The organism is Pseudomonas sp. CVAP#3, from assembly GCF_018986375.1.
GTDB lineage: Bacteria > Pseudomonadota > Gammaproteobacteria > Pseudomonadales > Pseudomonadaceae > Aquipseudomonas > Aquipseudomonas helvetica.
In genome coordinates this window covers 337,408-359,057 of sequence record NZ_JAHMSC010000003.1, presented here as the reverse complement: position 1 = coordinate 359,057, position 21,650 = coordinate 337,408, and the positions used below count along the sequence as shown (strand labels likewise).

20 protein-coding genes are annotated in these 21,650 nt (G+C 60.0%); 16 read left to right on the top strand and 4 right to left on the bottom strand.

Annotated features, from left to right (window positions below; translation table 11 throughout):
- Nucleotides 1–120 precede the first annotated feature (120 nt).
- The 11 genes from edd to KRR23_RS07790 all read left to right on the top strand — a co-directional run bounded on the left by edd (nt 121) and on the right by KRR23_RS07790 (nt 13,918).
- Nucleotides 121–1,947 carry a phosphogluconate dehydratase gene (gene edd / locus KRR23_RS07840; RefSeq protein ID WP_216742024.1) on the top strand — a complete coding sequence of 609 codons (1,827 nt, stop codon included), beginning with the start codon at nt 121–123 and terminating at the stop codon, nt 1,945–1,947.
- Nucleotides 1,944–2,903: a glucokinase gene (locus KRR23_RS07835; RefSeq protein ID WP_216742023.1), complete on the top strand. Its 960-nt coding sequence runs from the start codon at nt 1,944–1,946 to the stop codon at nt 2,901–2,903. Before edd ends, KRR23_RS07835 begins: the two co-directional genes overlap by 4 nt.
- Nucleotides 2,904–3,149: 246 nt before the next feature.
- The gene (locus KRR23_RS07830; RefSeq protein ID WP_216742022.1) at nt 3,150–3,881 is read left to right on the top strand and encodes a response regulator transcription factor; all 732 of its coding nucleotides are present in this window, start codon (nt 3,150–3,152) and stop codon (nt 3,879–3,881) included.
- A 31-nt stretch (nt 3,882–3,912) separates the two neighbouring features.
- Nucleotides 3,913–5,340, top strand: a complete 1,428-nt coding sequence (locus tag KRR23_RS07825; protein WP_216742123.1) for an ATP-binding protein — start codon at nt 3,913–3,915, stop codon at nt 5,338–5,340.
- 259 nt (nt 5,341–5,599) lie between these two features.
- On the top strand, nt 5,600–6,859 hold the full coding sequence (locus KRR23_RS07820; RefSeq protein WP_216742021.1) for an AGE family epimerase/isomerase: 1,260 nt from the start codon (nt 5,600–5,602) through the stop codon (nt 6,857–6,859).
- A 117-nt stretch (nt 6,860–6,976) separates the two neighbouring features.
- Nucleotides 6,977–8,284, top strand: coding sequence for an ABC transporter substrate-binding protein (locus KRR23_RS07815; RefSeq protein ID WP_216742020.1), 1,308 nt, complete (start codon nt 6,977–6,979; stop codon nt 8,282–8,284).
- 122 nt (nt 8,285–8,406) lie between these two features.
- A complete protein-coding gene (locus KRR23_RS07810) occupies nt 8,407–9,315 on the top strand; it encodes a carbohydrate ABC transporter permease (RefSeq protein WP_019693218.1) in 909 nt (302 codons plus the stop codon).
- Complete coding sequence (locus KRR23_RS07805) at nt 9,308–10,153, top strand: carbohydrate ABC transporter permease (protein ID WP_054593683.1); 846 nt, start codon at nt 9,308–9,310, stop codon at nt 10,151–10,153. The genes KRR23_RS07810 and KRR23_RS07805 overlap by 8 nt, the downstream gene beginning before the upstream one ends.
- A 3-nt stretch (nt 10,154–10,156) precedes the next feature.
- Nucleotides 10,157–11,317 carry an ABC transporter ATP-binding protein gene (locus KRR23_RS07800; RefSeq protein WP_019693216.1) on the top strand — a complete coding sequence of 387 codons (1,161 nt, stop codon included), beginning with the start codon at nt 10,157–10,159 and terminating at the stop codon, nt 11,315–11,317.
- 105 nt (nt 11,318–11,422) lie between these two features.
- The gene (locus KRR23_RS07795) at nt 11,423–12,769 is read left to right on the top strand and encodes a carbohydrate porin (protein WP_216742019.1); all 1,347 of its coding nucleotides are present in this window, start codon (nt 11,423–11,425) and stop codon (nt 12,767–12,769) included.
- 294 nt (nt 12,770–13,063) lie between these two features.
- On the top strand, nt 13,064–13,918 hold the full coding sequence (locus KRR23_RS07790; protein ID WP_216742018.1) for a D-hexose-6-phosphate mutarotase: 855 nt from the start codon (nt 13,064–13,066) through the stop codon (nt 13,916–13,918).
- 189 nt (nt 13,919–14,107) lie between these two features.
- Here KRR23_RS07790 and KRR23_RS07785 read toward each other — a convergent pair whose 3' ends face one another.
- Nucleotides 14,108–14,968, bottom strand: a complete 861-nt coding sequence (locus KRR23_RS07785; protein ID WP_173859948.1) for a MurR/RpiR family transcriptional regulator — start codon at nt 14,966–14,968, stop codon at nt 14,108–14,110.
- A 206-nt stretch (nt 14,969–15,174) separates the two neighbouring features.
- Between KRR23_RS07785 and zwf the strand changes: the two genes are divergently transcribed.
- From zwf to KRR23_RS07765, 4 genes are all read left to right on the top strand, one after another.
- A complete protein-coding gene (gene zwf, locus KRR23_RS07780) occupies nt 15,175–16,644 on the top strand; it encodes a glucose-6-phosphate dehydrogenase (protein WP_216742017.1) in 1,470 nt (489 codons plus the stop codon).
- Nucleotides 16,631–17,344 carry a 6-phosphogluconolactonase gene (gene pgl / locus KRR23_RS07775; RefSeq protein ID WP_216742016.1) on the top strand — a complete coding sequence of 238 codons (714 nt, stop codon included), beginning with the start codon at nt 16,631–16,633 and terminating at the stop codon, nt 17,342–17,344. Before zwf ends, pgl begins: the two co-directional genes overlap by 14 nt.
- Nucleotides 17,345–17,361: 17 nt before the next feature.
- Nucleotides 17,362–18,027 carry a bifunctional 4-hydroxy-2-oxoglutarate aldolase/2-dehydro-3-deoxy-phosphogluconate aldolase gene (locus KRR23_RS07770; RefSeq protein WP_123584259.1) on the top strand — a complete coding sequence of 222 codons (666 nt, stop codon included), beginning with the start codon at nt 17,362–17,364 and terminating at the stop codon, nt 18,025–18,027.
- Nucleotides 18,028–18,214: 187 nt separating this feature from the next.
- Nucleotides 18,215–18,940: an intradiol ring-cleavage dioxygenase gene (locus KRR23_RS07765; RefSeq protein ID WP_216742015.1), complete on the top strand. Its 726-nt coding sequence runs from the start codon at nt 18,215–18,217 to the stop codon at nt 18,938–18,940.
- Nucleotides 18,941–18,967: 27 nt separating this feature from the next.
- On the opposite strand, the gene KRR23_RS07760 is transcribed toward KRR23_RS07765, so the two are convergent.
- A complete protein-coding gene (locus KRR23_RS07760) occupies nt 18,968–20,149 on the bottom strand; it encodes an aminotransferase class V-fold PLP-dependent enzyme (protein WP_216742014.1) in 1,182 nt (393 codons plus the stop codon).
- A gap of 21 nt (nt 20,150–20,170) precedes the next feature.
- A complete protein-coding gene (locus tag KRR23_RS07755; RefSeq protein WP_019693207.1) occupies nt 20,171–20,407 on the bottom strand; it encodes a DUF3820 family protein in 237 nt (78 codons plus the stop codon).
- 203 nt (nt 20,408–20,610) lie between these two features.
- Here KRR23_RS07755 and KRR23_RS07750 point away from each other — a divergent pair, with 203 nt between their 5' ends.
- Entirely contained in the window at nt 20,611–21,078 is a 468-nt protein-coding gene (locus KRR23_RS07750) for a PA2169 family four-helix-bundle protein (RefSeq protein WP_216742013.1), read from the top strand.
- Nucleotides 21,079–21,145: 67 nt separating this feature from the next.
- On the opposite strand, the gene KRR23_RS07745 is transcribed toward KRR23_RS07750, so the two are convergent.
- Entirely contained in the window at nt 21,146–21,616 is a 471-nt protein-coding gene (locus tag KRR23_RS07745; RefSeq protein ID WP_054593675.1) for a MaoC family dehydratase, read from the bottom strand.
- Nucleotides 21,617–21,650 lie beyond the last annotated feature (34 nt).

Below are 21,650 nucleotides of genomic sequence, written 5' to 3'. Positions count from 1 at the left end.
AGTGACCTGAATCAACTGGTCCGAGTGGTCAAGAAAACCTTCAGCGCGTCACGCGTCGATGCCTCTTGATCAGCATAGACACGAACAGGTCGCCACATCCGTTAGCCTGGAGTTCTACACATGCATCCCCGCGTACTTGAGGTCACTGAACGGCTTGTCACCCGTAGCCGCGCTACCCGTGAGGCCTACCTTGCACTGATTCGCGGCGCCGCCAGCGATGGCCCGATGCGCGGCAAGCTGCAATGCGCCAACTTCGCCCACGGCGTGGCCGGATGTGGCACCGAAGACAAGCAAAGCCTGCGGATGATGAACGCCGCCAACGTGGCGATTGTTTCGTCATATAACGACATGCTCTCGGCGCATCAGCCGTACGAGCACTACCCGGAACAAATCAAACACGCATTGCGCGAGATCGGTTCGGTCGGCCAGTTCGCCGGCGGCGTGCCGGCCATGTGTGACGGCGTGACCCAGGGCGAGCCGGGCATGGAACTGGGCATTGCCAGTCGTGAAGTGATCGCGATGTCGACCGCTGTCGCGCTGTCGCACAACATGTTCGACGCGGCAATGATGCTCGGCATCTGCGACAAGATCGTGCCGGGCCTGATGATGGGCGCACTGCGCTTCGGTCATCTGCCGACGATTTTCGTTCCGGGCGGGCCGATGGTGTCGGGGATTTCCAACAAGGAAAAAGCCGACGTGCGCCAGCGCTACGCTGAAGGCAAGGCCAGCCGCGAAGAGCTGCTGGAGTCGGAAATGAAGTCCTACCACAGCCCCGGCACCTGCACGTTCTACGGCACCGCCAACACCAACCAGTTGCTGATGGAAGTCATGGGCCTGCACTTGCCGGGCGCATCCTTCGTCAACCCGAACACCCCGTTGCGTGATGCTCTGACCCGTGAAGCTGCGCACCAGATCACCCGCCTGACCAAGCAAAGCGGCAACTTCATGCCGATCGGCGAAATCGTCGACGAGCGTTCGCTGGTCAACTCGATTGTTGCGCTGCACGCCACCGGCGGCTCGACCAACCACACCCTGCACATGCCAGCTATCGCCATGGCGGCCGGTATTCAACTGACCTGGCAGGACATGGCCGACCTCTCCGAGGTGGTGCCGACCCTGAGCCACGTCTACCCGAACGGCAAGGCCGACATCAACCACTTCCAGGCCGCGGGCGGCATGTCGTTCCTGATCCGCGAACTGCTGGAAGCCGGCCTGCTTCACGAAGACGTCAACACCGTGGCCGGGCATGGCCTGAGCCGCTACACCCAGGAACCGTTCCTGGAAAACGGCGAGCTGGTATGGCGCGAAGGCCCGATCGAAAGCCTCGATGAAAACATCCTGCGCCCCGTCGCCCGTGCGTTCTCGCCAGAAGGCGGCCTGCGGGTAATGGAAGGCAACCTCGGTCGCGGGGTGATGAAAGTCTCGGCCGTGGCACCGGAGCATCAAGTGGTCGAAGCACCGGCGATGGTCTTCCAGGACCAGCAGGACCTGGCCGATGCGTTCAAGGCTGGCCTGTTGGAGAAGGACTTTGTCGCGGTGATGCGCTTCCAGGGCCCGCGCTCCAACGGCATGCCGGAACTGCACAAGATGACGCCGTTCCTTGGTGTGTTGCAGGACCGCGGCTTCAAGGTTGCGCTGGTGACTGACGGGCGGATGTCCGGCGCGTCGGGGAAAATTCCGGCGGCGATTCACGTCTGCCCGGAAGCTTATGTCGGCGGCCCTTTGGCACGTGTGCACGAGGGCGATATCATCCGCGTCGATGGCGTCAAAGGCACCTTGCAGCTTATGGTGGACGCCGACGAATTTGCCGCTCGCACACCGGCCAAAGGCCTGCTGGACAACGGCATTGGCTGCGGTCGCGAGTTGTTTGGCTTCATGCGCATGGCCTTCAGCTCGGCAGAGCAGGGCGCCAGCGCCTTTACCTCTGCCCTGGAGACCCTTAAGTGAAACTAGCGCTGGTCGGTGACATTGGTGGAACCAATGCGCGTTTTGCGTTGTGGAAAGACCAGCAACTGGAGTCGATCCGGGTGCTGGCGACAGCCGACTATGCCTGCCCGGAAGACGCCATCGGCGTCTACCTGGGCGGCCTCGGCCTGGTGCCCGGTTCGATTGGCGCGGTGTGCCTGTCGGTGGCTGGCCCGGTCAGCGGCGACGAGTTTCGTTTTACCAACAACCATTGGCGGCTGAGCCGCAAGGCTTTTTGTCAGACCTTGCAGGTCGACCGGCTGTTGCTGGTCAACGACTTCTCGGCCATGGCGCTGGGCATGACACGCCTGCAACCGGGCGAATTCCGGGTAGTCTGCGAAGGCACGCCGGAGCCGTTGCGCCCGGCGGTGGTGATCGGTCCTGGCACCGGCCTCGGGGTCGGCACCTTGCTGGATCTTGGCGAAGGCCGTTGGGCCGCATTGCCGGGGGAGGGCGGGCATGTCGACCTGCCGCTGAGCAGTCCGCGAGAAACCCAGCTCTGGCAGCACATCTACAACGAGATCGGTCACGTCAGTGCCGAAACAGCGCTGAGCGGCAGCGGTTTGCCACGCGTCTATCGGGCGATCTGTGCCGTGGACGGGCATGAGCCTGTGCTCGATACCCCGGAAGCCATCACCGCCGCCGGACTTGCGGGCGACCCGATTGCCGTGGAAGTGCTCGAGCAGTTCTGCTGCTGGCTCGGTCGAGTGGCCGGCAACAACGTGCTGACCACCGGTGGCCGCGGCGGTGTCTACATCGTCGGCGGAGTGATTCCACGGTTTGCCGATTTCTTTCTGAAGAGCGGTTTTGCCCGCTGCTTCGCCGACAAGGGCTGCATGAGCGAGTACTTCAAGGGCATTCCGGTCTGGCTGGTGACCGCACCGTATTCCGGTTTGACCGGCGCGGGTGTGGCACTGGAGCAGGCTCTCCCTGATTGAAGTGATTACCTGTGGGAGCGCGCTTATTGTGGCGAGGGGGCTTGCCCCCGTTGGATCGCGAAGCGATCCCAAAATAGTCACTGGGGTTTGCCTGAAGTAATGATGTAGCTGCCTTTACGACTGCTTCGCAGCCGAACGGGGGCAAGCCCCCTCGCCACAATAGACTCCTCACCATTAATGCGCGCACGTCATCAGATTTTCTTAAGGCATAATCCGCCCCATCCATAACAACAAGGACGCCGCCCCGTGAGCTCAGTCAACAAGTCGATTTTGTTGGTCGATGACGATCAAGAGATACGCGAGTTGCTGGACACCTACCTCAGCCGCGCAGGGTTTCAGGTGCGGACCACGCCCGACGGCGCCGGCTTTCGCCAGGCGCTGAACGAGGCGCCGAGTGATCTGGTGATCCTTGATGTGATGTTGCCGGACGAAGACGGCTTCAGCCTGTGCCGCTGGATTCGCCAGCACCCGCGTCAGGCCCAGGTGCCGATCATCATGCTCACGGCCAGCTCCGACGAGGCCGACCGGGTCATTGGCCTGGAACTCGGCGCCGACGATTACCTTGGCAAACCCTTCAGCCCCCGTGAATTGCAGGCGCGAATCAAAGCCTTGCTGCGACGTGCCCAATTCGGTCAGGAGCGCTCTGGCGGCGAGGTGTTGGCCTTCGATGAATGGCGGCTGGACATGGTCAGCCACCGGCTGTTCCACACCGATGGCGAAGAGGTGATTCTCTCCGGCGCCGATTTCGCACTGCTGAAACTCTTCCTCGATCACCCGCAGGAAATCCTCGACCGCGACACCATCGGCAATGCCACCCGTGGCCGCGACCTGATGCCGCTCGATCGCATCGTCGACATGGCTGTCAGTCGTTTGCGCCAGCGTCTGCGCGATATCGAAAAACCTCCTCGCCTGATCCGCACCGTGCGCGGCAGCGGTTATCAACTGGCCGCCAATGTAGTCGCCAGCAATGGCCACTGAGTTTTTCACTCGCCTGATACGGCGGGTGCCGGTGCCGCGTTCGCTGCTTGGGCGGATGTTGCTGCTGACTCTGCTCGCGGTGTTGTTCGCGCAGACGCTGTCGAGCGTGATCTGGGTCTCGCAATTGCGTGCCACGCAGTTGGAAGGGCTGGTCACCGCAGCTCGCAGCCTGGCGCATTCGATGACCGCCAGCGTCAGTTACTTTCGCTCCTTGCCAGTGGCGTACCGGCCGCTGGTTCTCGACCAGTTGCGCAGCATGGGCGGCACCCGTTTCGTGGTAACGCTCAACGACAAACCGCTGGAAATGCAGCTGTTGCCGCCGACCCCGCGCAAAGAAGCGGTGCTCGCGGCAGTGGATGAAGTGCTGCGCCAATCGCTGGGCGCGGACACCAATATCTCGGTGCAATTCGTCAGCCCGGACGATCTGCGGATCTTCAATGGTGGTTTGAAGCTTGATGAGTTACCGCGCTCCTGGGCGCACTACGCGTTGACCCTGGAACCAGTCAATCCACCAGTGCTGGTTACCCAGATCAAACTGGCCCAAGGCGAATGGCTGTACATCGCTTCGCTGTTGCCCGAACCCTATACCAGCCTGGAAGAGCAGGGCCTGCCGTCGCAGCAGGTCTGGTTCATCGTGCTCACCAGCGGTTTTCTGTTGTTGTTTATTGGCCTGTTGGTGCACTGGCAGAGCCGACCGCTCAAGCGTCTGGCGCGGGCGGCGCGGGACATGTCGCTGGGCGCCGAAGTGGAACCGGTGGCCGAGGGCGGTGGCAGTGAAGTGGTCGAAGTCGGCCGGGCATTTAACGCCATGCGCGAGCGCATCAGCCGCTACCTGACGGAGCGTAGCCAGTTGTTCAGTGCGATTTCCCATGACTTGCGCACCCCCATCACGCGTCTGCGCCTGCGGGTCGAGTTGCTGGAAGATGAGCGGCTGCAAGCCAAGTTCGGGCGTGATCTGGATGAGCTGGAGCTGCTGGTCAAAGGCGCACTGCAATGCGTCAAAGACACCGACATCCACGAAAACATCGAGCCGGTGGACCTCAACCATGTGCTCGATTGCCTGGTCGAGCCTTACCTGGCGCCCAACGGCAATGGTCGCGTAACCCAGCAAGGCCGGGCGCTGGCGCCGTATCCCGGTAAGCCGCTGGCGCTCAAGCGCTGTATCGGCAACCTGATCGACAACGCGCTCAAGTACGGGCAGAACGCCCATCTGCACATCGATGACGATGACAGCGCGTTTATCTTGCACGTCGACGACGAAGGCCCGGGCGTGCCTGAGCAGCGACTGGAGCAAGTGTTCGAGCCGCACTTTCGTCTGGCCGGACAGCAGCAGGGTTACGGGTTGGGGTTGGGCATTGCGCGCAATATCGCCCATAGCCATGGTGGAGAAGTCAGCCTGCAGAATTTGCGCGAGGGCGGACTGCGGGTAACGTTGCAGCTGCCTCGTTCCCTTGACTGACCGGAACCGATCCTGTGGCGAGGGAGCTTGCTCCCGCTCGGCTGCGCAGCAGTCGTAAAATCTGCACCTCAGTACGTCAGATAAACTCCGGTGGCAGGTTTTGGGAGCGCTTCGCACTCCAGCGGGAGCAAGCTCCCTCGCCACAAAAGCTCTGAGCATTTGTCACAAGTCAGTGACATAACCCGCCCCCTTCGTTACCCGCTTCACCTTCACCGTTGTTTAGACTCTTCCCGGTCATAACAACAAAAAAAGGCATCCCATGAACACCACCCCTCCTGCCTTCAGCAGTTGGCTGAACGCGCCTGCCCATCAGCAATGGCTGGCCGACGAAGGTCTGCGCCTGCTGGCTTTCGCCAAGGCCTCGAAGCTGCCTGAAGGCTTCGGCAACCTGGACGAACGCGGCCAATTACCGGCTGACGCCCAGGCCCACACCATGAACACCGCCCGCATGACCCACAGCTTCGCCATGGCCCACATCCAAGGCTTGCCGGGGTTTGCCGAACTGGTGGATCACGGCATCAATGCCCTGAATGGCCCGTTGCGTGACGCCGAATTCGGTGGTTGGTTTACGGCGCCCGATCACCGTGATGGCGATACCGGCAAGGCCGCTTACCTGCACGCTTTCGTAGCGCTCGCGGCGAGTTCCGCGGTGGTTGCCCAAAGGCCTGGAGCAGATGCCTTGCTCAGTGATGCCATCGCCAACATCGAGCAGCATTTCTGGAGCGAGGAGGAGGGCGCGATGCGCGAATCCTTTAATCGCGACTGGAGCGAAGAGGAGTCCTATCGCGGTGCCAACAGCAACATGCACGCCACCGAAGCCTTTCTGGCGCTGGCCGATGTCACACAGGACAGCCGGTGGTTGAACCGTGCGCTGCGAATTGTCGAGCGGGTGATTCACGGGCATGCGGCGGCGAATCAGTACCTGGTTGTCGAGCATTTCGATCGAGACTGGCAGCCGCTGCGCGAGTACAACCACGACAACCCCGCCGATGGCTTTCGTCCTTACGGCACCACACCGGGCCATGGTTTCGAATGGTCACGGCTGCTGTTGCACCTCGAAGCGGCACGCGTGCAGGCCGGCATGCTGACTCCCGGCTGGCTGGTGAGCGACGCGCAACAACTCTTCGCCAACAACTGCCTTCACGGATGGGACGTCGATGGCGTGCCAGGCATTGTCTACACCCTCGACTGGGACAATCGCCCCGTCGTGCGCCAGCGTTTGCATTGGGTTCACTGCGAAGCCAGTGCCGCCGCCAGTGCCTTGCTCAAACGCACCGGTGAGGCGCAATACGAAACCTGGTACCGACGTTTCTGGGAGTTCAGCGACTGCTGTCTGATCGACCGGATTCACGGCAGCTGGCACCACGAACTCGACCCGCAAAACCGTCCGAGCGCCGAGATCTGGGGCGGCAAACCAGACCTCTATCACGCCTGGCAAGCGGTGTTGATTCCACGCTTGCCGCTGGCACCGAGCATGGCCAGCGCCTTGGTTCAAGGCTCTACTTCGATACTTATGTAACCATGCGGTGACATTTTGCCGTCGCTTCGTTACCTGCCAAGCGATCTACGCTGTTTAAACTCGTTTGCAGCGCAAGCACCAGACTTGCATGCATAACAACAAGAAAGGTACTGCTAGATGAATGCGATTTCTCGCCTCGCCACTGTCGTTTCTCTTGCCACGCTGTTTCCCCTGACTGCATTTCCTCTCAGCGCCCTTGCCGCCGATTCCAAAGGTTCCGTGGAAGTCGTGCACTGGTGGACTTCGGGCGGTGAAAAAGCAGCGGTCGATGTCCTCAAGGCTCAAGTCGAAAAAGACGGCTTCACCTGGAAGGACGGTGCGGTCGCCGGCGGCGGTGGCGCTACAGCCATGACCGTACTCAAAAGCCGCGCCGTAGCGGGTAACCCGCCGGGTGTCGCGCAAATCAAAGGTCCGGATATCCAGGAGTGGGGCAGCACTGGCCTGCTCAGCACTGATGCGCTGAAAGGCGTTTCCAAAGCTGAAAACTGGGATGGCCTGCTCTCGAAGAAAGTCTCCGACACCGTCAAATACGAAGGCGATTACGTCGCCGTTCCGGTGAACATTCACCGCGTCAACTGGCTGTGGATCAACCCGGCGGTCTTCAAGAAAGCCGGTATCGAAAAAGCCCCGACCACCCTCGAAGAGTTCTATGCCGCTGGCGACAAACTGAAAGCTGCGGGCTTCATTGCCCTGGCCCACGGTGGTCAGCCTTGGCAGGACAGCACCGTGTTTGAAGACGTGGTGCTCTCGGTCATGGGCCCTGAGGGCTACAAGAAAGCCCTGGTCGATCTGGACCAGAAAACCCTGTCCGGCCCGGAAATGGTCAAGTCCTTCACCGAGCTGAAAAAACTCACTGGCTACATGGACCCCAACCGCGCGGGCCGTGACTGGAACATCGCTGCCGCCGACGTGATCAACGGCAAGGCCGGCATGCAGATGATGGGTGACTGGGCCAAGAGCGAATGGACCGCCGCCCACAAGGTAGCGGGCAAGGACTATCAGTGCGTGCCGTTCCCTGGCACTGAAAAAGCCTTCACCTACAACATCGACTCCCTGGCGGTGTTCAAGCTCAAGGCTGATCGCACCGGCGATATCGCCGCTCAGCAGGACCTGGCCAAGGTCGCGCTGGGTAAAGACTTCCAGAAGGTCTTCAGCATCAACAAAGGTTCGATCCCGGTGCGCACCGACATGCTCAATGACATGAGCGCGTTGGGCTTCGACTCCTGCGCCCAGGCGTCGGCCAAGGACTTCCTGGCAGACGAGAAGACCGGCGGCCTGCAACCGAGCATGGCGCACAACATGGCCACTTCCCTGGCTGTGCAAGGCGCGATCTTCGATGTGGTGACCAACTTCATGAACGACAAGAGCGCTGACCCGGCCAAGGCCAGCGCCCAACTGGCATCGGCCATCAAAGCCGCCCAGTAACACCAGGACCGCCGCGGGCCTGACCTGCGGCCAACCCCAGATCTTCGTCTCCCTGCACGGGCCATGGCTCGTGTAGTGGGGGCGCTCGGTCCGGATTTCACTTCCTCAACTGGATTATCCCGATGAGCTCTGTGGCGGTTTTCAGCAAAGCCTCACCGTTCGACGCACTGCAGCGCTGGCTCCCCAAACTGGTTTTGGCGCCGAGCATGCTGATCGTCCTGGTTGGCTTTTACGGTTACATCATCTGGACATTCGTTTTGTCCTTCACCAACTCCAGCTTCATGCCGAGCTACAAGTGGGTCGGCCTGCAGCAATACGTGCGGTTGATGGAGAACGACCGCTGGTGGGTCGCGAGCAAGAACCTTGCGGTCTTCGGTGGCATGTTCATCGGCATCAGCCTGGTGCTCGGGGTGTTCCTGGCGGTGCTGCTCGATCAGCGCATTCGCAAGGAAGGCTTCATTCGCACCATCTACCTGTACCCGATGGCGCTGTCGATGATCGTCACCGGTACTGCCTGGAAATGGCTGCTCAACCCAGGCCTGGGCCTGGACAAGATGCTGCGTGACTGGGGCTGGGAAGGCTTTCGCCTGGACTGGCTGGTGGATCAGGATCGCGTGGTTTACTGCCTGGTGATCGCTGCCGTATGGCAAGCCTCCGGGTTTGTGATGGCGATGTTTTTGGCCGGCCTGCGCGGCGTCGATCAGTCGATCATCCGTGCCGCTCAAGTCGACGGTGCGAGCCTGCCGACCATCTATTTGAAGATCGTCCTGCCAAGCCTGCGTCCGGTGTTTTTCAGCGCCTTCATGATTCTCGCGCACATCGCGATCAAGAGCTTCGACCTGGTGGCGGCGATGACCGCGGGCGGTCCGGGTTATTCCTCCGACTTGCCGGCGATGTTCATGTATTCCTTCACCTTCAGCCGTGGCCAGATGGGCATCGGTTCGGCGAGCGCAATGATGATGCTCGGCGCGATCCTGGCGATTCTGGTGCCGTACCTGTACTCCGAACTGCGAGGCAAACGCCATGAGTAATCAACTTGGCAAACCAGCCTTGAGCTTCAGCCGTATAGCGATCTACGCGACCTTGTTGCTGGCTGCTGCGGTGTACCTGATTCCGCTGGTGGTGATGTTGCTGACCAGCTTCAAATCCCCGGAAGACATCCGCACCGGCAACCTCTTGAGCTGGCCGCAAGTGATTGATGGCATTGGCTGGATCAAGGCCTGGGACGTGGTAGGCGGCTACTTCTGGAACTCGGTGAAAATCACCGTGCCGGCAGTGCTGATCTCGACCTTCATCGGTGCAATGAACGGCTACGTGCTGTCGATGTGGCGCTTTCGTGGTTCGCAGTTGTTCTTCGGCCTGCTGTTGTTCGGCTGCTTCCTGCCGTTCCAGACCGTGCTGCTGCCAGCCTCGTTCACCGTCGGCAAACTCGGCCTGGCCAACACCACTACAGGGCTGGTGCTGGTGCACATCGTCTACGGGCTGGCGTTCACCACGCTGTTCTTCCGTAACTACTACGTGAGCATTCCGGATGCGCTGGTCAAGGCGGCGCGGCTGGATGGTGCGGGCTTCTTCACGATCTTCGGGAAGATCCTGCTGCCGATGTCGATTCCGATCGTGATGGTCTGCCTGATCTGGCAGTTCACCCAGATCTGGAATGACTTCCTGTTCGGTGTGGTCTTCGCCAGTGGCGATGCCCAGCCAATCACCGTGGCCCTGAACAACCTGGTCAACACCAGCACCGGGGTCAAGGAATACAACGTTGATATGGCGGCGGCGATGATCGCCGGGCTGCCGACACTGCTGGTCTACATATTCGCTGGCAAGTATTTCCTGCGTGGGCTGACGTCCGGCGCGGTCAAGGGGTAGAACATGGCAACTCTCGAATTACGCAACGTCAACAAAACCTACGGCAGCGGCTTGCCGGACACCCTGAAAAACATCGAACTGAAGATCGATGACGGTGAGTTCCTGATCCTCGTCGGCCCGTCCGGTTGCGGCAAGTCGACCTTGATGAACTGCATCGCGGGCCTGGAAAACATCAGCGGCGGGGCGATTCTGGTGGACGACGCTGACATCAGCGGCATGAGCCCCAAGGATCGCGACATCGCCATGGTGTTCCAGTCCTACGCGCTGTACCCGACCATGAGCGTGCGCGACAACATCGCCTTCGGCCTGAAGATCCGCAAAATGCCAGCGGCTGAAATCGACGAAGAAGTGGCGCGGGTCGCCAAGCTGCTGCAAATCGAACACCTGCTCAGCCGCAAGCCGGGTCAGCTTTCCGGTGGTCAGCAACAGCGTGTGGCCATGGGGCGTGCGCTGGCGCGGCGGCCGAAGATTTATCTGTTCGACGAACCGCTGTCCAACCTCGACGCCAAGCTGCGGGTCGAGATGCGTACCGAAATGAAACTGATGCACCAGCGCCTGAAAACCACCACGGTCTACGTGACTCACGACCAGATCGAAGCCATGACCCTGGGCGACAAAGTGGCGGTGATGAAGGACGGGATCATTCAGCAGTTCGGCACGCCGAAGCAGATCTACAACGATCCGGCCAACCTCTTCGTTGCAAGCTTCATCGGTTCGCCACCGATGAACTTCATCCCGCTGCGTTTGCAGCGCAAGGACGGCCGTCTGCTGGCGTTGCTCGACAGCGGCCAGGCGCGTTGCGAGCTGCCGCTGGGCATGCAGGATGCCGGTCTTGAGGATCGCGAAGTGATCCTCGGCATGCGCCCGGAGCAGATCGTGTTGGCGAACGGCGAGGCCAATGGTTTGCCGACCATTCGCGCCGAAGTTCAGGTTACCGAGCCGACCGGTCCCGATACGCTGGTGTTCGTCAATTTGAACGAAACCAAAGTCTGCTGCCGTCTGGCGCCGGACGTTGCGCCGGCCGTGGGTGAGACCCTGACCCTGCAATTCGATCCATCGAAAGTGCTGCTGTTCGATGCCAAGACGGGCGAACGCCTGGGGACGGCCGGTCAAGCGAAAACCGGGACTCACAGCGACAACGTCGCTCAGTTCAAAGGGCGCTGAAGATCAAGTTGTGGGGGATTCGCGGCGGATGGGGACATCCGTCGCAACCGCTGTAAACCGCGTTAGATAAAAACAGTTAATAACAATAAAGACGAGGATGTAGGGATGAAAAAGAAGAACAACGCTCAGCTTATCTGCCAATTGTCAGCTGTTGCGGTGCTGACCATGGCCGGTAACGTACATGCAGCTGATGCATTCAGCGCCGACTCCAAGTGGATGACGGGTGACTGGGGGGGCGAGCGGACCAAGCTGATCGACCAAGGTATCGACATCAAGGCGGATTACGTCGGTGAAGTGGGCGCCAACCTCCACGGCGGCTACAACCACGACAAGACCGCACGTTACGCCGACCAGTTTGGTCTGGGCGTGGCGCTGGACCTGCAAAAACTGTGGGGCTGGGACAACACCCAGGCCAAGATCCAGCTCACCAACCGTAACGGTCAGAACATCTCCAATGACCGTGTCGGCGACCCGCGTGCCGGCACCTTGAGTTCCTCCCAGGAAGTCTACGGCCGTGGCCATATGGTCCGTCTGACCCAATTGTGGGTCCAGCACCAGTTCCTCGACGGCAAACTGGACGTCAAAGCCGGTTACTTCGGCGAGGGCGAAGACTTCAACACCTTCCCTTGCGAGTTCCAGAACCTGGCGTTCTGCGGCTCCCAAGCGGGTAACTGGGCGACCGGTATCTGGTTCAACTGGCCAGTCATGCAGGCGGCGGTTCGCGTGAAGTACAACATCACGCCTGAGTTCTATGCGCAGATTGGTGCGTACAACCAGAACCCATCGCAACTGGAACACGGTAACGGCTTCAAGCTCAGCGGCAGTGGTACCAAGGGCACCGTCTTGCCGGTCGAACTGGTCTGGTCGCCGAAGGTCAACAACCTGCCGGGCGAATACCGTGTCGGTTACTACAAGAGCACTGCCGACGCCAATGACGTCCGTAAAGACGACAATGGCGATGATGCAGCGACCACAGGCAAGGCCTTCCGCAGCCACGACAGCAAGCACGGCTACTGGTTTGTGGCGCAACAACAACTCACCACCCACAACGGTGATGCTTCTCGCGGTCTGAATGTCGCGGCCAACGCGACTTTCCACGACAAGGACACCAACGTCGTCGACAACTACCAGTCGCTGATGTTTGTGTACAAGGGCCCATTCGATGCACGTCCAAAAGATGACGTCGGAATCGGTTTTGCCCGTATCCATGTCAACGATGACGTGAAGAAAAACGCCGAGTTGCTCAACGCCGCCAATGGTGTCAGCGACTACGACAATCCGTTGTTCTCGCCACTGCGTTCCACCGAGTACAACTACGAGATCAACTACGGTTTCCACGTTACCAACTGGCTGACGGTGCGCCCTAACCTGCAATACATCACTCACCCTGGCGGTGTTGATGAAGTCGACAACGCGCTGGTCGCCGGTTTGAAAATTCAGTCGGTGTTCTAACGCAGCTGCGATAAGCTCCTCTCCATGTGCGCATTTTTGCGGACGGCCAAGGCTGTCCGCTTTTTTTTGGGGCGCCGCACACGACTGTTTTCTGTGGCGAGGGAGCTTGCTCCCGCCGGCCGGTCCGCGCTCGGGCGCAGCAGTCGTAAATCCGGTAAATGTGGTTTGGCTGAAGCAGCGCGATGACTGGTTTTGGGGCCGCTTCGCAGCCCAGCGGGAGCAAGCTCCCTCGCCACAAAAGCGCTGTTGTGACAATGGTGATGAGTACATCCATGATTTTCAGGACCGCGGCACATGCTTGAGCATCCGCTACAACGCTTCTTCAAATCCCTGCGCGAGCGCCCGGTGTTTGCCTGGGAGCGCTATCAGCAGCGTGAAGTGCTGGTGATCGACCATCCGCTGTGTCAGGCGGTGTTCAGTCGTCAGGGCGCGCAATTGCTGCATTTTCAGCCCGCGGGCCAAAAGCCCTGGCTCTGGTGCGCGGCGAAGTGGCCGCAGGTCGGCGCGATTCGCGGCGGCGTACCGGTGTGCTGGCCGTGGTTTGGCCGTCATCCAAGCGAAAATGCCTGGCCGTCCCATGGTTGGGCGCGGCTGATCGACTGGAAACTGATCGACAGCAGCACCGATGACGATGGCGTGCGCCTGCATTGGCAATTGCAGTTGTGTGACTGGCAGGTGGACTTGCATGCGCACTTGGGCGAGCGCATGGATTTGCGCCTGAGCACCGAGCATCAGGACAGCCTGCCGTGCCAGTTGAGCCATGCATTGCACGCCTATTGGCGTATTGGCGACGTTGCTGAGATAGCGCTGTCTGGACTCGATGGCGCGCAAGGCTATGACCAGCTCAAGCGCGAGTTCTGCGAGCAAAAGGGCGAGTTGCGGGTGGAAGGTGGCTGTCAGCGGGTGTTCCAGCACGAGGGCGAGTTACAGCTCAAGGACCACGCCTGGCAGCGCCAGTTGTGCATCGATACCGGCGACAGCGCTGACACTGTGGTCTGGCATCCCGGGTCACGGCCGCTGCTGGGAGTGAGCTGGAATGAGGTCTCGGAGTTTGTCTGTGTAGAGGCAGCCTGCGGAGGCACCGATAGCCTGAGCCTGGCACCGGGAGAGCGGGCGCATTTGAGTTTGCAGGCGCGGATGGGAGTGTAGAGGTGGTACACAAACCCTGTGGCGAGGGGGCTTGTCGGAACGCCGCACCGCCCCGTTCGGCTGCGCAGCAGTCGTAAACCGGTAGATACGGTTTACCTGAACTACCGAGTTGGCTGGTTTTGGGGCTGCTTTGCAGCCCAACGGGGGCAAGCCCCCTCGCCACAAGTGGGCACTCGGCTTGGACAAACGTCAGCTGAACTCATCCCCGATCGGATACCGGCTGGCGTTGAGGCTTTCCTTGATCTTGCGCAGGTGCGGCTGGAAGTCGACGCCGCGGCGCAGGGTCATGCCGGTGGCGAGCACGTCGAGCACGGTCAACTGGATGATCCGCGACGTCATCGGCATGTAGATGTCGGTGTCTTCCGGCAGCGGGATGTTCAGGCTCAAGGTGCTGGCCTTGGCCAGTGGCGAACCCTCGGCTGTCAGACCCAGCACCGAGGCACCGTTCTCACGGGCAATGCGCGCCACCTCGACCAGTTCGCGGGTGCGTCCGGTGTAGGAGATGATCACGAACAGTTCGCCCGTGTGGGCCACCGAGGCAATCATCCGCTGCATCAGCACGTCGGCATGGGCGGTGACCGCCAGGTTGAAGCGGAAGAACTTGTGCTGCGCATCCAGCGCCACCGGGGCTGACGCACCGAGGCCGAAGAAGTGGATCTGCCGGGCCTGGATCAGTAAATCCACGGCGCGGCTGATCAGGTTCGGGTCCAGTGCCTGACAGGCGCTGTCCAGCGATGCGATGGCGCTGCCAAAGATTTTCTGGGTATAGGCTTCAGGGTTGTCGTCGGCTTCCACTGCGCGGCTGACATAGGCCGCGCCGCTGGCCAGGCTTTGGGCCAGTTGCAGTTTGAGTTCCGGGTAGCCGCTGACACCGAACGAACGGCAGAAACGGTTGACCGTCGGCTCGCTGACCGAGGCGGCCTGGGCGAGGGCGGCAATACTGAAGCGAGTGGCCTGCTGCGGGTTGAGCAGGATCACTTCGGCGACCTTGCGTTCGGCCTTGTTCAGGTCTGCAAGGCGATTCTGGATTTGTTCCAGTAAATTTCGCACGCGGTCCATTTATGTTCCTTAGGTCGGCTATGCAGATTGGGCCTGTGAAGCGGCCCATAATGGTGGCCTATCCTACTGATGGCCCCGACCGACCACCACTCGGAATCTGTATTTTGGAAAAATGTTGTGGTTATTACTACATTTTCCCTTGAGCGATGCCTTAAAAAAAGGTATTTGTAGCTTAACTTGATAAAAGAACAAACATCATGCCTTCGATTACGGTTGAACCGTGCACCTTTGCCTTGTTCGGCGCCCTCGGCGATCTGGCCCTGCGCAAGCTGTTTCCTGCTTTGTACCAACTCGATGGCGCTGGCCTGCTGCACGAGGACACGCGCATTATCGCACTGGCTCGTGAACCAGGCAGCGAGCAAGAGCATCTGGCATTTATTGCCAGTGAACTGCGCCATTACGTCGAGGAAAAGGAACTCGACGAAGCCGTGGTCGAACGCTTCCTGGCCCGCCTGACGTACCTGCATGTTGACTTCCTCCAGTCTGACGACTACGTCGCCCTGGCCGAGCTGGCCGGTTCGGCGCAGCGGATGATTGCCTACTTCGCGACGCCGGCTGCGGTCTACGGCGCGATTTGCGAGAACCTGGCGAAAGTCGGTCTGGCTGAAAACACCCGTGTGGTGCTGGAAAAGCCAATCGGTTCGGACCTCGAGTCGTCGCGCAAGGTCAACGACGCCGTGGCGCGGTACTTCCCGGAAAACCGCACTTACCGTATCGACCACTACCTGGGCAAAGAGACGGTGCAGAACCTGATCGCCCTGCGTTTCGCCAACAGCCTGTTCGAAACCCAGTGGAACCAGAACTATATTTCCCACGTGGAAATCACCGTCGCCGAGAAGGTCGGGATCGAGGGCCGTTGGGGCTACTTCGACAAGGCCGGTCAACTGCGGGACATGATCCAGAACCACCTGTTGCAGTTGCTGTGCCTGATCGCCATGGACCCGCCAGCGGATCTTTCGGCCGACAGCATCCGTGACGAGAAAGTCAAAGTGCTCAAGGCGCTGGCGCCGATCAGTCCGGAAGGCCTGACCACCCAGGTGGTGCGCGGTCAGTACATCGCCGGTCACAGCGAAGGCAAGTCGGTGCCGGGTTATCTGGAGGAGGAGAACTCCAACACCCAGAGCGACACCGAAACCTTCGTCGCCCTGCGTGCCGACATCCGCAACTGGCGTTGGGCGGGCGTGCCGTTTTACCTGCGTACCGGTAAACGCATGCCGCAGAAGCTGTCGCAGATCGTTATCCACTTCAAGGAACCGTCGCACTACATCTTCGCTCCCGAGCAGCGCTTGCAGATCAGCAACAAGCTGATCATCCGCCTGCAACCGGACGAAGGTATTTCCTTGCGCGTGATGACCAAAGAACAGGGCCTGGACAAGGGCATGCAGCTGCGCAGCGGTCCGTTGCAGCTGAATTTTTCCGATACCTATCGCAGCGCGCGGATTCCCGATGCCTACGAACGGTTGTTGCTGGAAGTGATGCGCGGCAATCAGAACCTGTTTGTCCGTAAAGATGAAATCGAAGCCGCGTGGAAGTGGTGTGACCAGCTGATTGCCGGGTGGAAGAAGTCCGGTGATGCGCCCAAGCCGTATGCGGCGGGCTCCTGGGGACCGATGAGTTCCATTGCACTGATCACGCGGGACGGGAGGTCGTGGTATGGCGATATCTGAATTCAAACTGCCTCAGGGCGTCAGCGCTCATGAGTTTCGCAGCCCGGTGTTGCTGGCCGAAGGCCTGGCACTGAAGGTGGCCAAGCAACTCAGCGACGCTATTGATGCCCGAGGCGCCGCGACGCTGGTGGTCTCCGGCGGACGCAGCCCGGTGGCGTTTTTCCAGCATCTGGCCAAGCAGACGCTGGACTGGTCCAAGGTCGTGGTGACCCTGGCCGACGAGCGCTGGGTACCGGTGGAGCACGCCGACAGCAATGCCGGTCTGCTCAAGCGTTACTTGTTACAGGGCCCGGCGGCCAAGGCGAAATTCCTCAGCCTCTACAGCGCCACTGCCAACCTTGAACAGGCAGCCGAGCAGGCCGACCGCTTGCTCGCCGAGTTGCCGGCAATCGACGTGCTGGTGTTGGGGATGGGCGACGACGGCCACACTGCCTCGCTGTTCCCCAACAGCCCGAACCTGGTCGAAGCCTTGCGAGCCGACGGCACGCGCCGATGCTGGCCGATGCTGGCGCCGACCGTGCCGCATCAGCGTCTGACCATGAGTCGTGCGCTGCTGGCCTCGGCGCAGTTCACCGTGCTATCGATTTCCGGTCAGTCCAAGTTGACCACCCTGAGTGCCGCACTGGCCGGTGACGATGTCGCCGCAATGCCGATTCGCGCGTTTCTGCAACCCACGTTAGAGATTTACTGGTGCCCATGAACCAAGGATCAGCCGCTATGACAAACACTCAACCGACCGTTTCCATGGCGGACAAAGTTGCCCTGATCGACAGCCTCTGCGTCAAGGCGCGGATTCTGCCGGTGATCACCATTGCCCGTGAGCAAGACATTCTGCCACTGGCCGATGCCCTTGCCGCAGGTGGATTGACGGCCCTGGAAGTCACCCTGCGTTCGCAGTTCGGCCTCAAGGCCATCCAGATTCTGCGTGAGCAGCGTCCGGAGCTGGTCACCGGTGCCGGCACCGTGCTTGATCGCAACATGCTGGCCGCGGCTGAAGCCGCCGGTTCGCAGTTCATCGTGACCCCAGGCATTACCCGCGACCTGCTGGAAGCCAGCGTTGCCAGCCCGATTCCGCTGTTGCCAGGCATCAGCAACGCCTCCGGGATCATGGAGGGCTACGCCCTGGGCTATCGCCGCTTCAAGCTGTTCCCGGCGGAAGTCAGCGGTGGCGTGGCGGCGATCAAGGCCCTTGGCGGCCCGTTCGGCGAAGTACGTTTCTGCCCGACCGGCGGTGTTGGCCCCGCCAACATCAAGAGTTACATGGCACTGAAAAACGTGATGTGCGTTGGCGGTAGCTGGATGCTTGATCCGGAGTGGATCAAGAATGGCGACTGGGCACGTATCCAGGAGTGCACCGCCGAGGCGCTGGCTCTGCTGGACTGATGGATTTAGCGACAGTTTTTTACGCAGAATCGTTGTAGTTGTGTTCTACGGCTTTACGGCGCACTTGGTCAGTGCGCCGTTTTTTTTTGCCCGCAGTAAAGTGGCTGCCCTTCAGAGGTATACATAGTTACCGCACCCACCCCAGAGATCTGTTTATCCTTCGAGCAACTTATGGAGGAAGCGACTCATGGAAGAACACGCAACAACCAAGGCAACCGGGCCAGTCTGTTTATTGGCTCCCGAACAGATTGCCGGCCCGTACTTCAGGAACCCCAGGTTGATCCGAAGGAACATCAGTGAAGGCGCCAGTGGCATTCCCTTGCTGCTCAAACTGAGCCTTGTCGACGTCAGCACCTGCGAACCGGTGACGGATGCCCTGGTGGATATCTGGCAATGCAATGCGCGAGGGGCCTATTCAGGCTGGAGCAAGATCAATCCGGATAAAGAGGTCGATGTCGGCGATATCGGCTCGGTTCCGCGTACCGATGACGACACCTATTTGCGCGGTGGGCAATTCACCGATCGCAAAGGCGCCGCCAGGTTTACCACGATTTATCCGGGGTTTTATGCAGGGCGCAGCGTGCACATCCACGTTGCCGTTCGAATCGTAACCGGCAGCAATCACCTGGAGGCGCGGCATGTTGCCTGGGTCGGCCAGCTGTACCTTCCCGAGGTGACGTCACGTTCGGTGCTGAATGCCAAAGACTACAGCGGGCGGAGCATTTCGCCGCTGCGCAACGATCAGGATGAGCTTTTTACCCAAATGCATGGGGAAGACTCGATACTGAAAATCCACACCATTGCCCGTGATTCCTGGGAAGACGGTTATTTCGGGCAGTTGACCATCGGGATCGACAAGCGCGCGATGTCAGCGCAGATCAAGCCCGAAGACTTCGACATTTACACCGTGTGAACACCAGAAGCTCCGGTGTTCATCGCCTCAACTCAGTTCGATCAGGGCTTGAGCCAACAGCTGCATTTCCTGTGCGGTGCTGGTCAGGCCCGGTGTAATGCGAATACAGCTGCCGCACGCCGAACCGTTGCGGGCCACGGTGAACAGGTTGTAGTCATTGAGCAGGCGGTCGACCATCGCTTGTTGGTCGGCATGCCGGGTGAAGCGCATCGAGGTGATGCCGCAATACAGGCGCGGATCATCCGGGGTCATGACTTCAATGCCCTGCACATCGCGAACAGCCTTGACCCACACATTGCGCAGGTAGTTAAGCCGTGCACCCTTGGCGGCCGCGCCACCGATGGAACGATGTTCTTCGAACACCAGCGGCAAGGTCAGTAACGCCGGGATGTTTGGCGTGCTGTAAGGCGTGCGCGAGCGGATGTCGGTGAGCGGAAAGTGAAACTCGCCCATGTCCGGATCAATATCGGCCAGACGCTGTGGTGCGATGTAGATGAACCCCAGGGTCAACGGTGCACCGATCCATTTGTGCAGGTTGTAACCGGCAAAAGAGATGCCCAGGTCATCGAGGTTGAATTCGATCTGGCCGAGGGCGTGGGCGCCGTCGAGGATCACGTCGATTCCGTGCTCTTTGGCCGCGCCGGCAATCGCCTTGACCGGCATCACCAGGCCGGTGCGATGGGTGACGTGGGTCAGCGCCATCAGCTTGAGCCGTGGATAGCGCACGAACGCCTCGCGGTAGGTCGCCACCAACGTCTCGAAGCTGGCGGGATGAGCATGCTCGATCTCGATCACTTCGACACCGCGATAGCGAGCTAGCCAGCGCATCGCACTTTTGACCGTGTCGTATTCCAGATCGCACAACAGCACCTGATCGCCCGGTTGCAAGCCGTTGTAGTTGCGAATCAGCGATTGCAGCGCGTCCGAGGCGTTGCGTGTCAGGGCTACCGCTTCGGCGGGCACCTGCAAGAGCTCGGCCAGTTGCCCGCGTATTTTCAGGCTTTCGATTTTTTCGAAGCGCTGGCGCACATGCACCGAGTTGCTGCGGTTGATGAGCTCGATGTTGCGCTGGTACTCCTCGACCACGGTACGCGACATGCGGCCGAAGTAACCATTCTCCAGATTGATCGGACCTGGCTGGACTTCGTAACGGTCGGCGAACGTTTGCCAAAAAGCTTCATCAAGGGCGCGGCGCGTGTTTTCGGGCATGGGGGCGACTCGTTCCGTGGTTCAGTGGCGTGGCTTGGGTTTGCCATGTTTGGCGCGCAGCGGGTCGAGCAAGTCGGACAGGCCGTTGTGATCTATTTCCTGCATCAGGGCCAGCAAGCCACCCAGTTCACCGTGGGGGAAACCCTCGCGGGCGAACCAGTTCAGGTATTGGCCGGGCAGGTCGGCAATGATGCGCCCCTTGTATTTGCCAAAGGGCATTTCGCGGGTGACCAGCAGTTCAAGCTTTTCGGGATTCATCGATCGCTCGTCTTGATTCAAACAGTCTGGAAAATACAGGCATTCTGCATGCAGGCCAATTGACAGATCATGCAAATAACTCGGATGCAGATGTTTGGCTAAAAGTTAACGTATTGAAACTTATCGTAAAAACTTCAAATCGAGGACTGGCACACGAGATGCAGTGTTTTAGGTATCCCTCTTGGTCTGCGAGGAATTGAAAAATGACTGACATCAATAAAGAAGTGATTTCAGTCCTGAACGACCTGATCGAGATCAGCAAGGACGGTCAGGAGGGTTTCAAGACCTGTGCCCAGGACATCAAGCATCCTGAACTCAAGGCGCTGTTTGTCAAACGCGCTGCCGAGTGCGCCAGCGCCGCTGCCGAACTTCAACATACCGTGCGTTCGATGGGGGGCGATCCCGAGACCAGAACCCGTGTCGGTGGTGATAGGCATCGTCGTTGGGTTGGCGTTAAATCATTGGTCACTGGAAAGAGTGAAGAAGTGGTGCTCAACGAAGCCGAGCGTGGCGAGGACCATGCCCTGAAGGCTTACAAAGCAGCGCTCGAGAAGATCAACGAAGACAATCTGCTGGGGATTCGTGATCTGGTCGAGCGCCAGTATCACGGGGCGCAACGCAATCACGATCAGGTCAAAGTCTTGTGTTATCAGGCTCGTGCCCGGTCGTGAGTCGGTCAAAAACGCCGGGATCAGAGGATCGTTCCCACGCGAGCGTGGGAGCGATCATATATGGGCATCAGCCGATGCTGATAGCGGGCAATGTCGGCAAGGTCACGGTCTGTTGCTTGCGCGGTGCGAGGATTTCGGCCTCGCCGTCCACGACCAGCTCATCGCGCTGGTTGAATACCCGAGTGGCGATGCGCACGCGGAATTTCGGCAGTTTTTCGAGGATTTCCAGGCGTACGGTCAGGGTGTCGCCGATTTTTACCGGCTTCTGAAAGCTCATTTGCTGACCGATATAGATAGTCCCCGGTCCAGGCAGCTCGCAGGCGACGGCGGCGCTGATCAGCGCACCGCTGAACATGCCGTGGGCGATGCGTTCCTTGAACATGCTCGCTGCCGCAAACTCGGGGTCCAGGTGCACCGGGTTGTGGTCTCCGGACATCGCCGCGAACAGCTGAATATCGCGTTCCTCGACGGTCTTGCTGTAGCTGGCGGTCTGGCCGACTTCGAGGGCTTCGTACGGGGTATTGGTAACCTGGGTCATGTGTCTTGAATCCTGTGACGAGTTAAGTGTAATA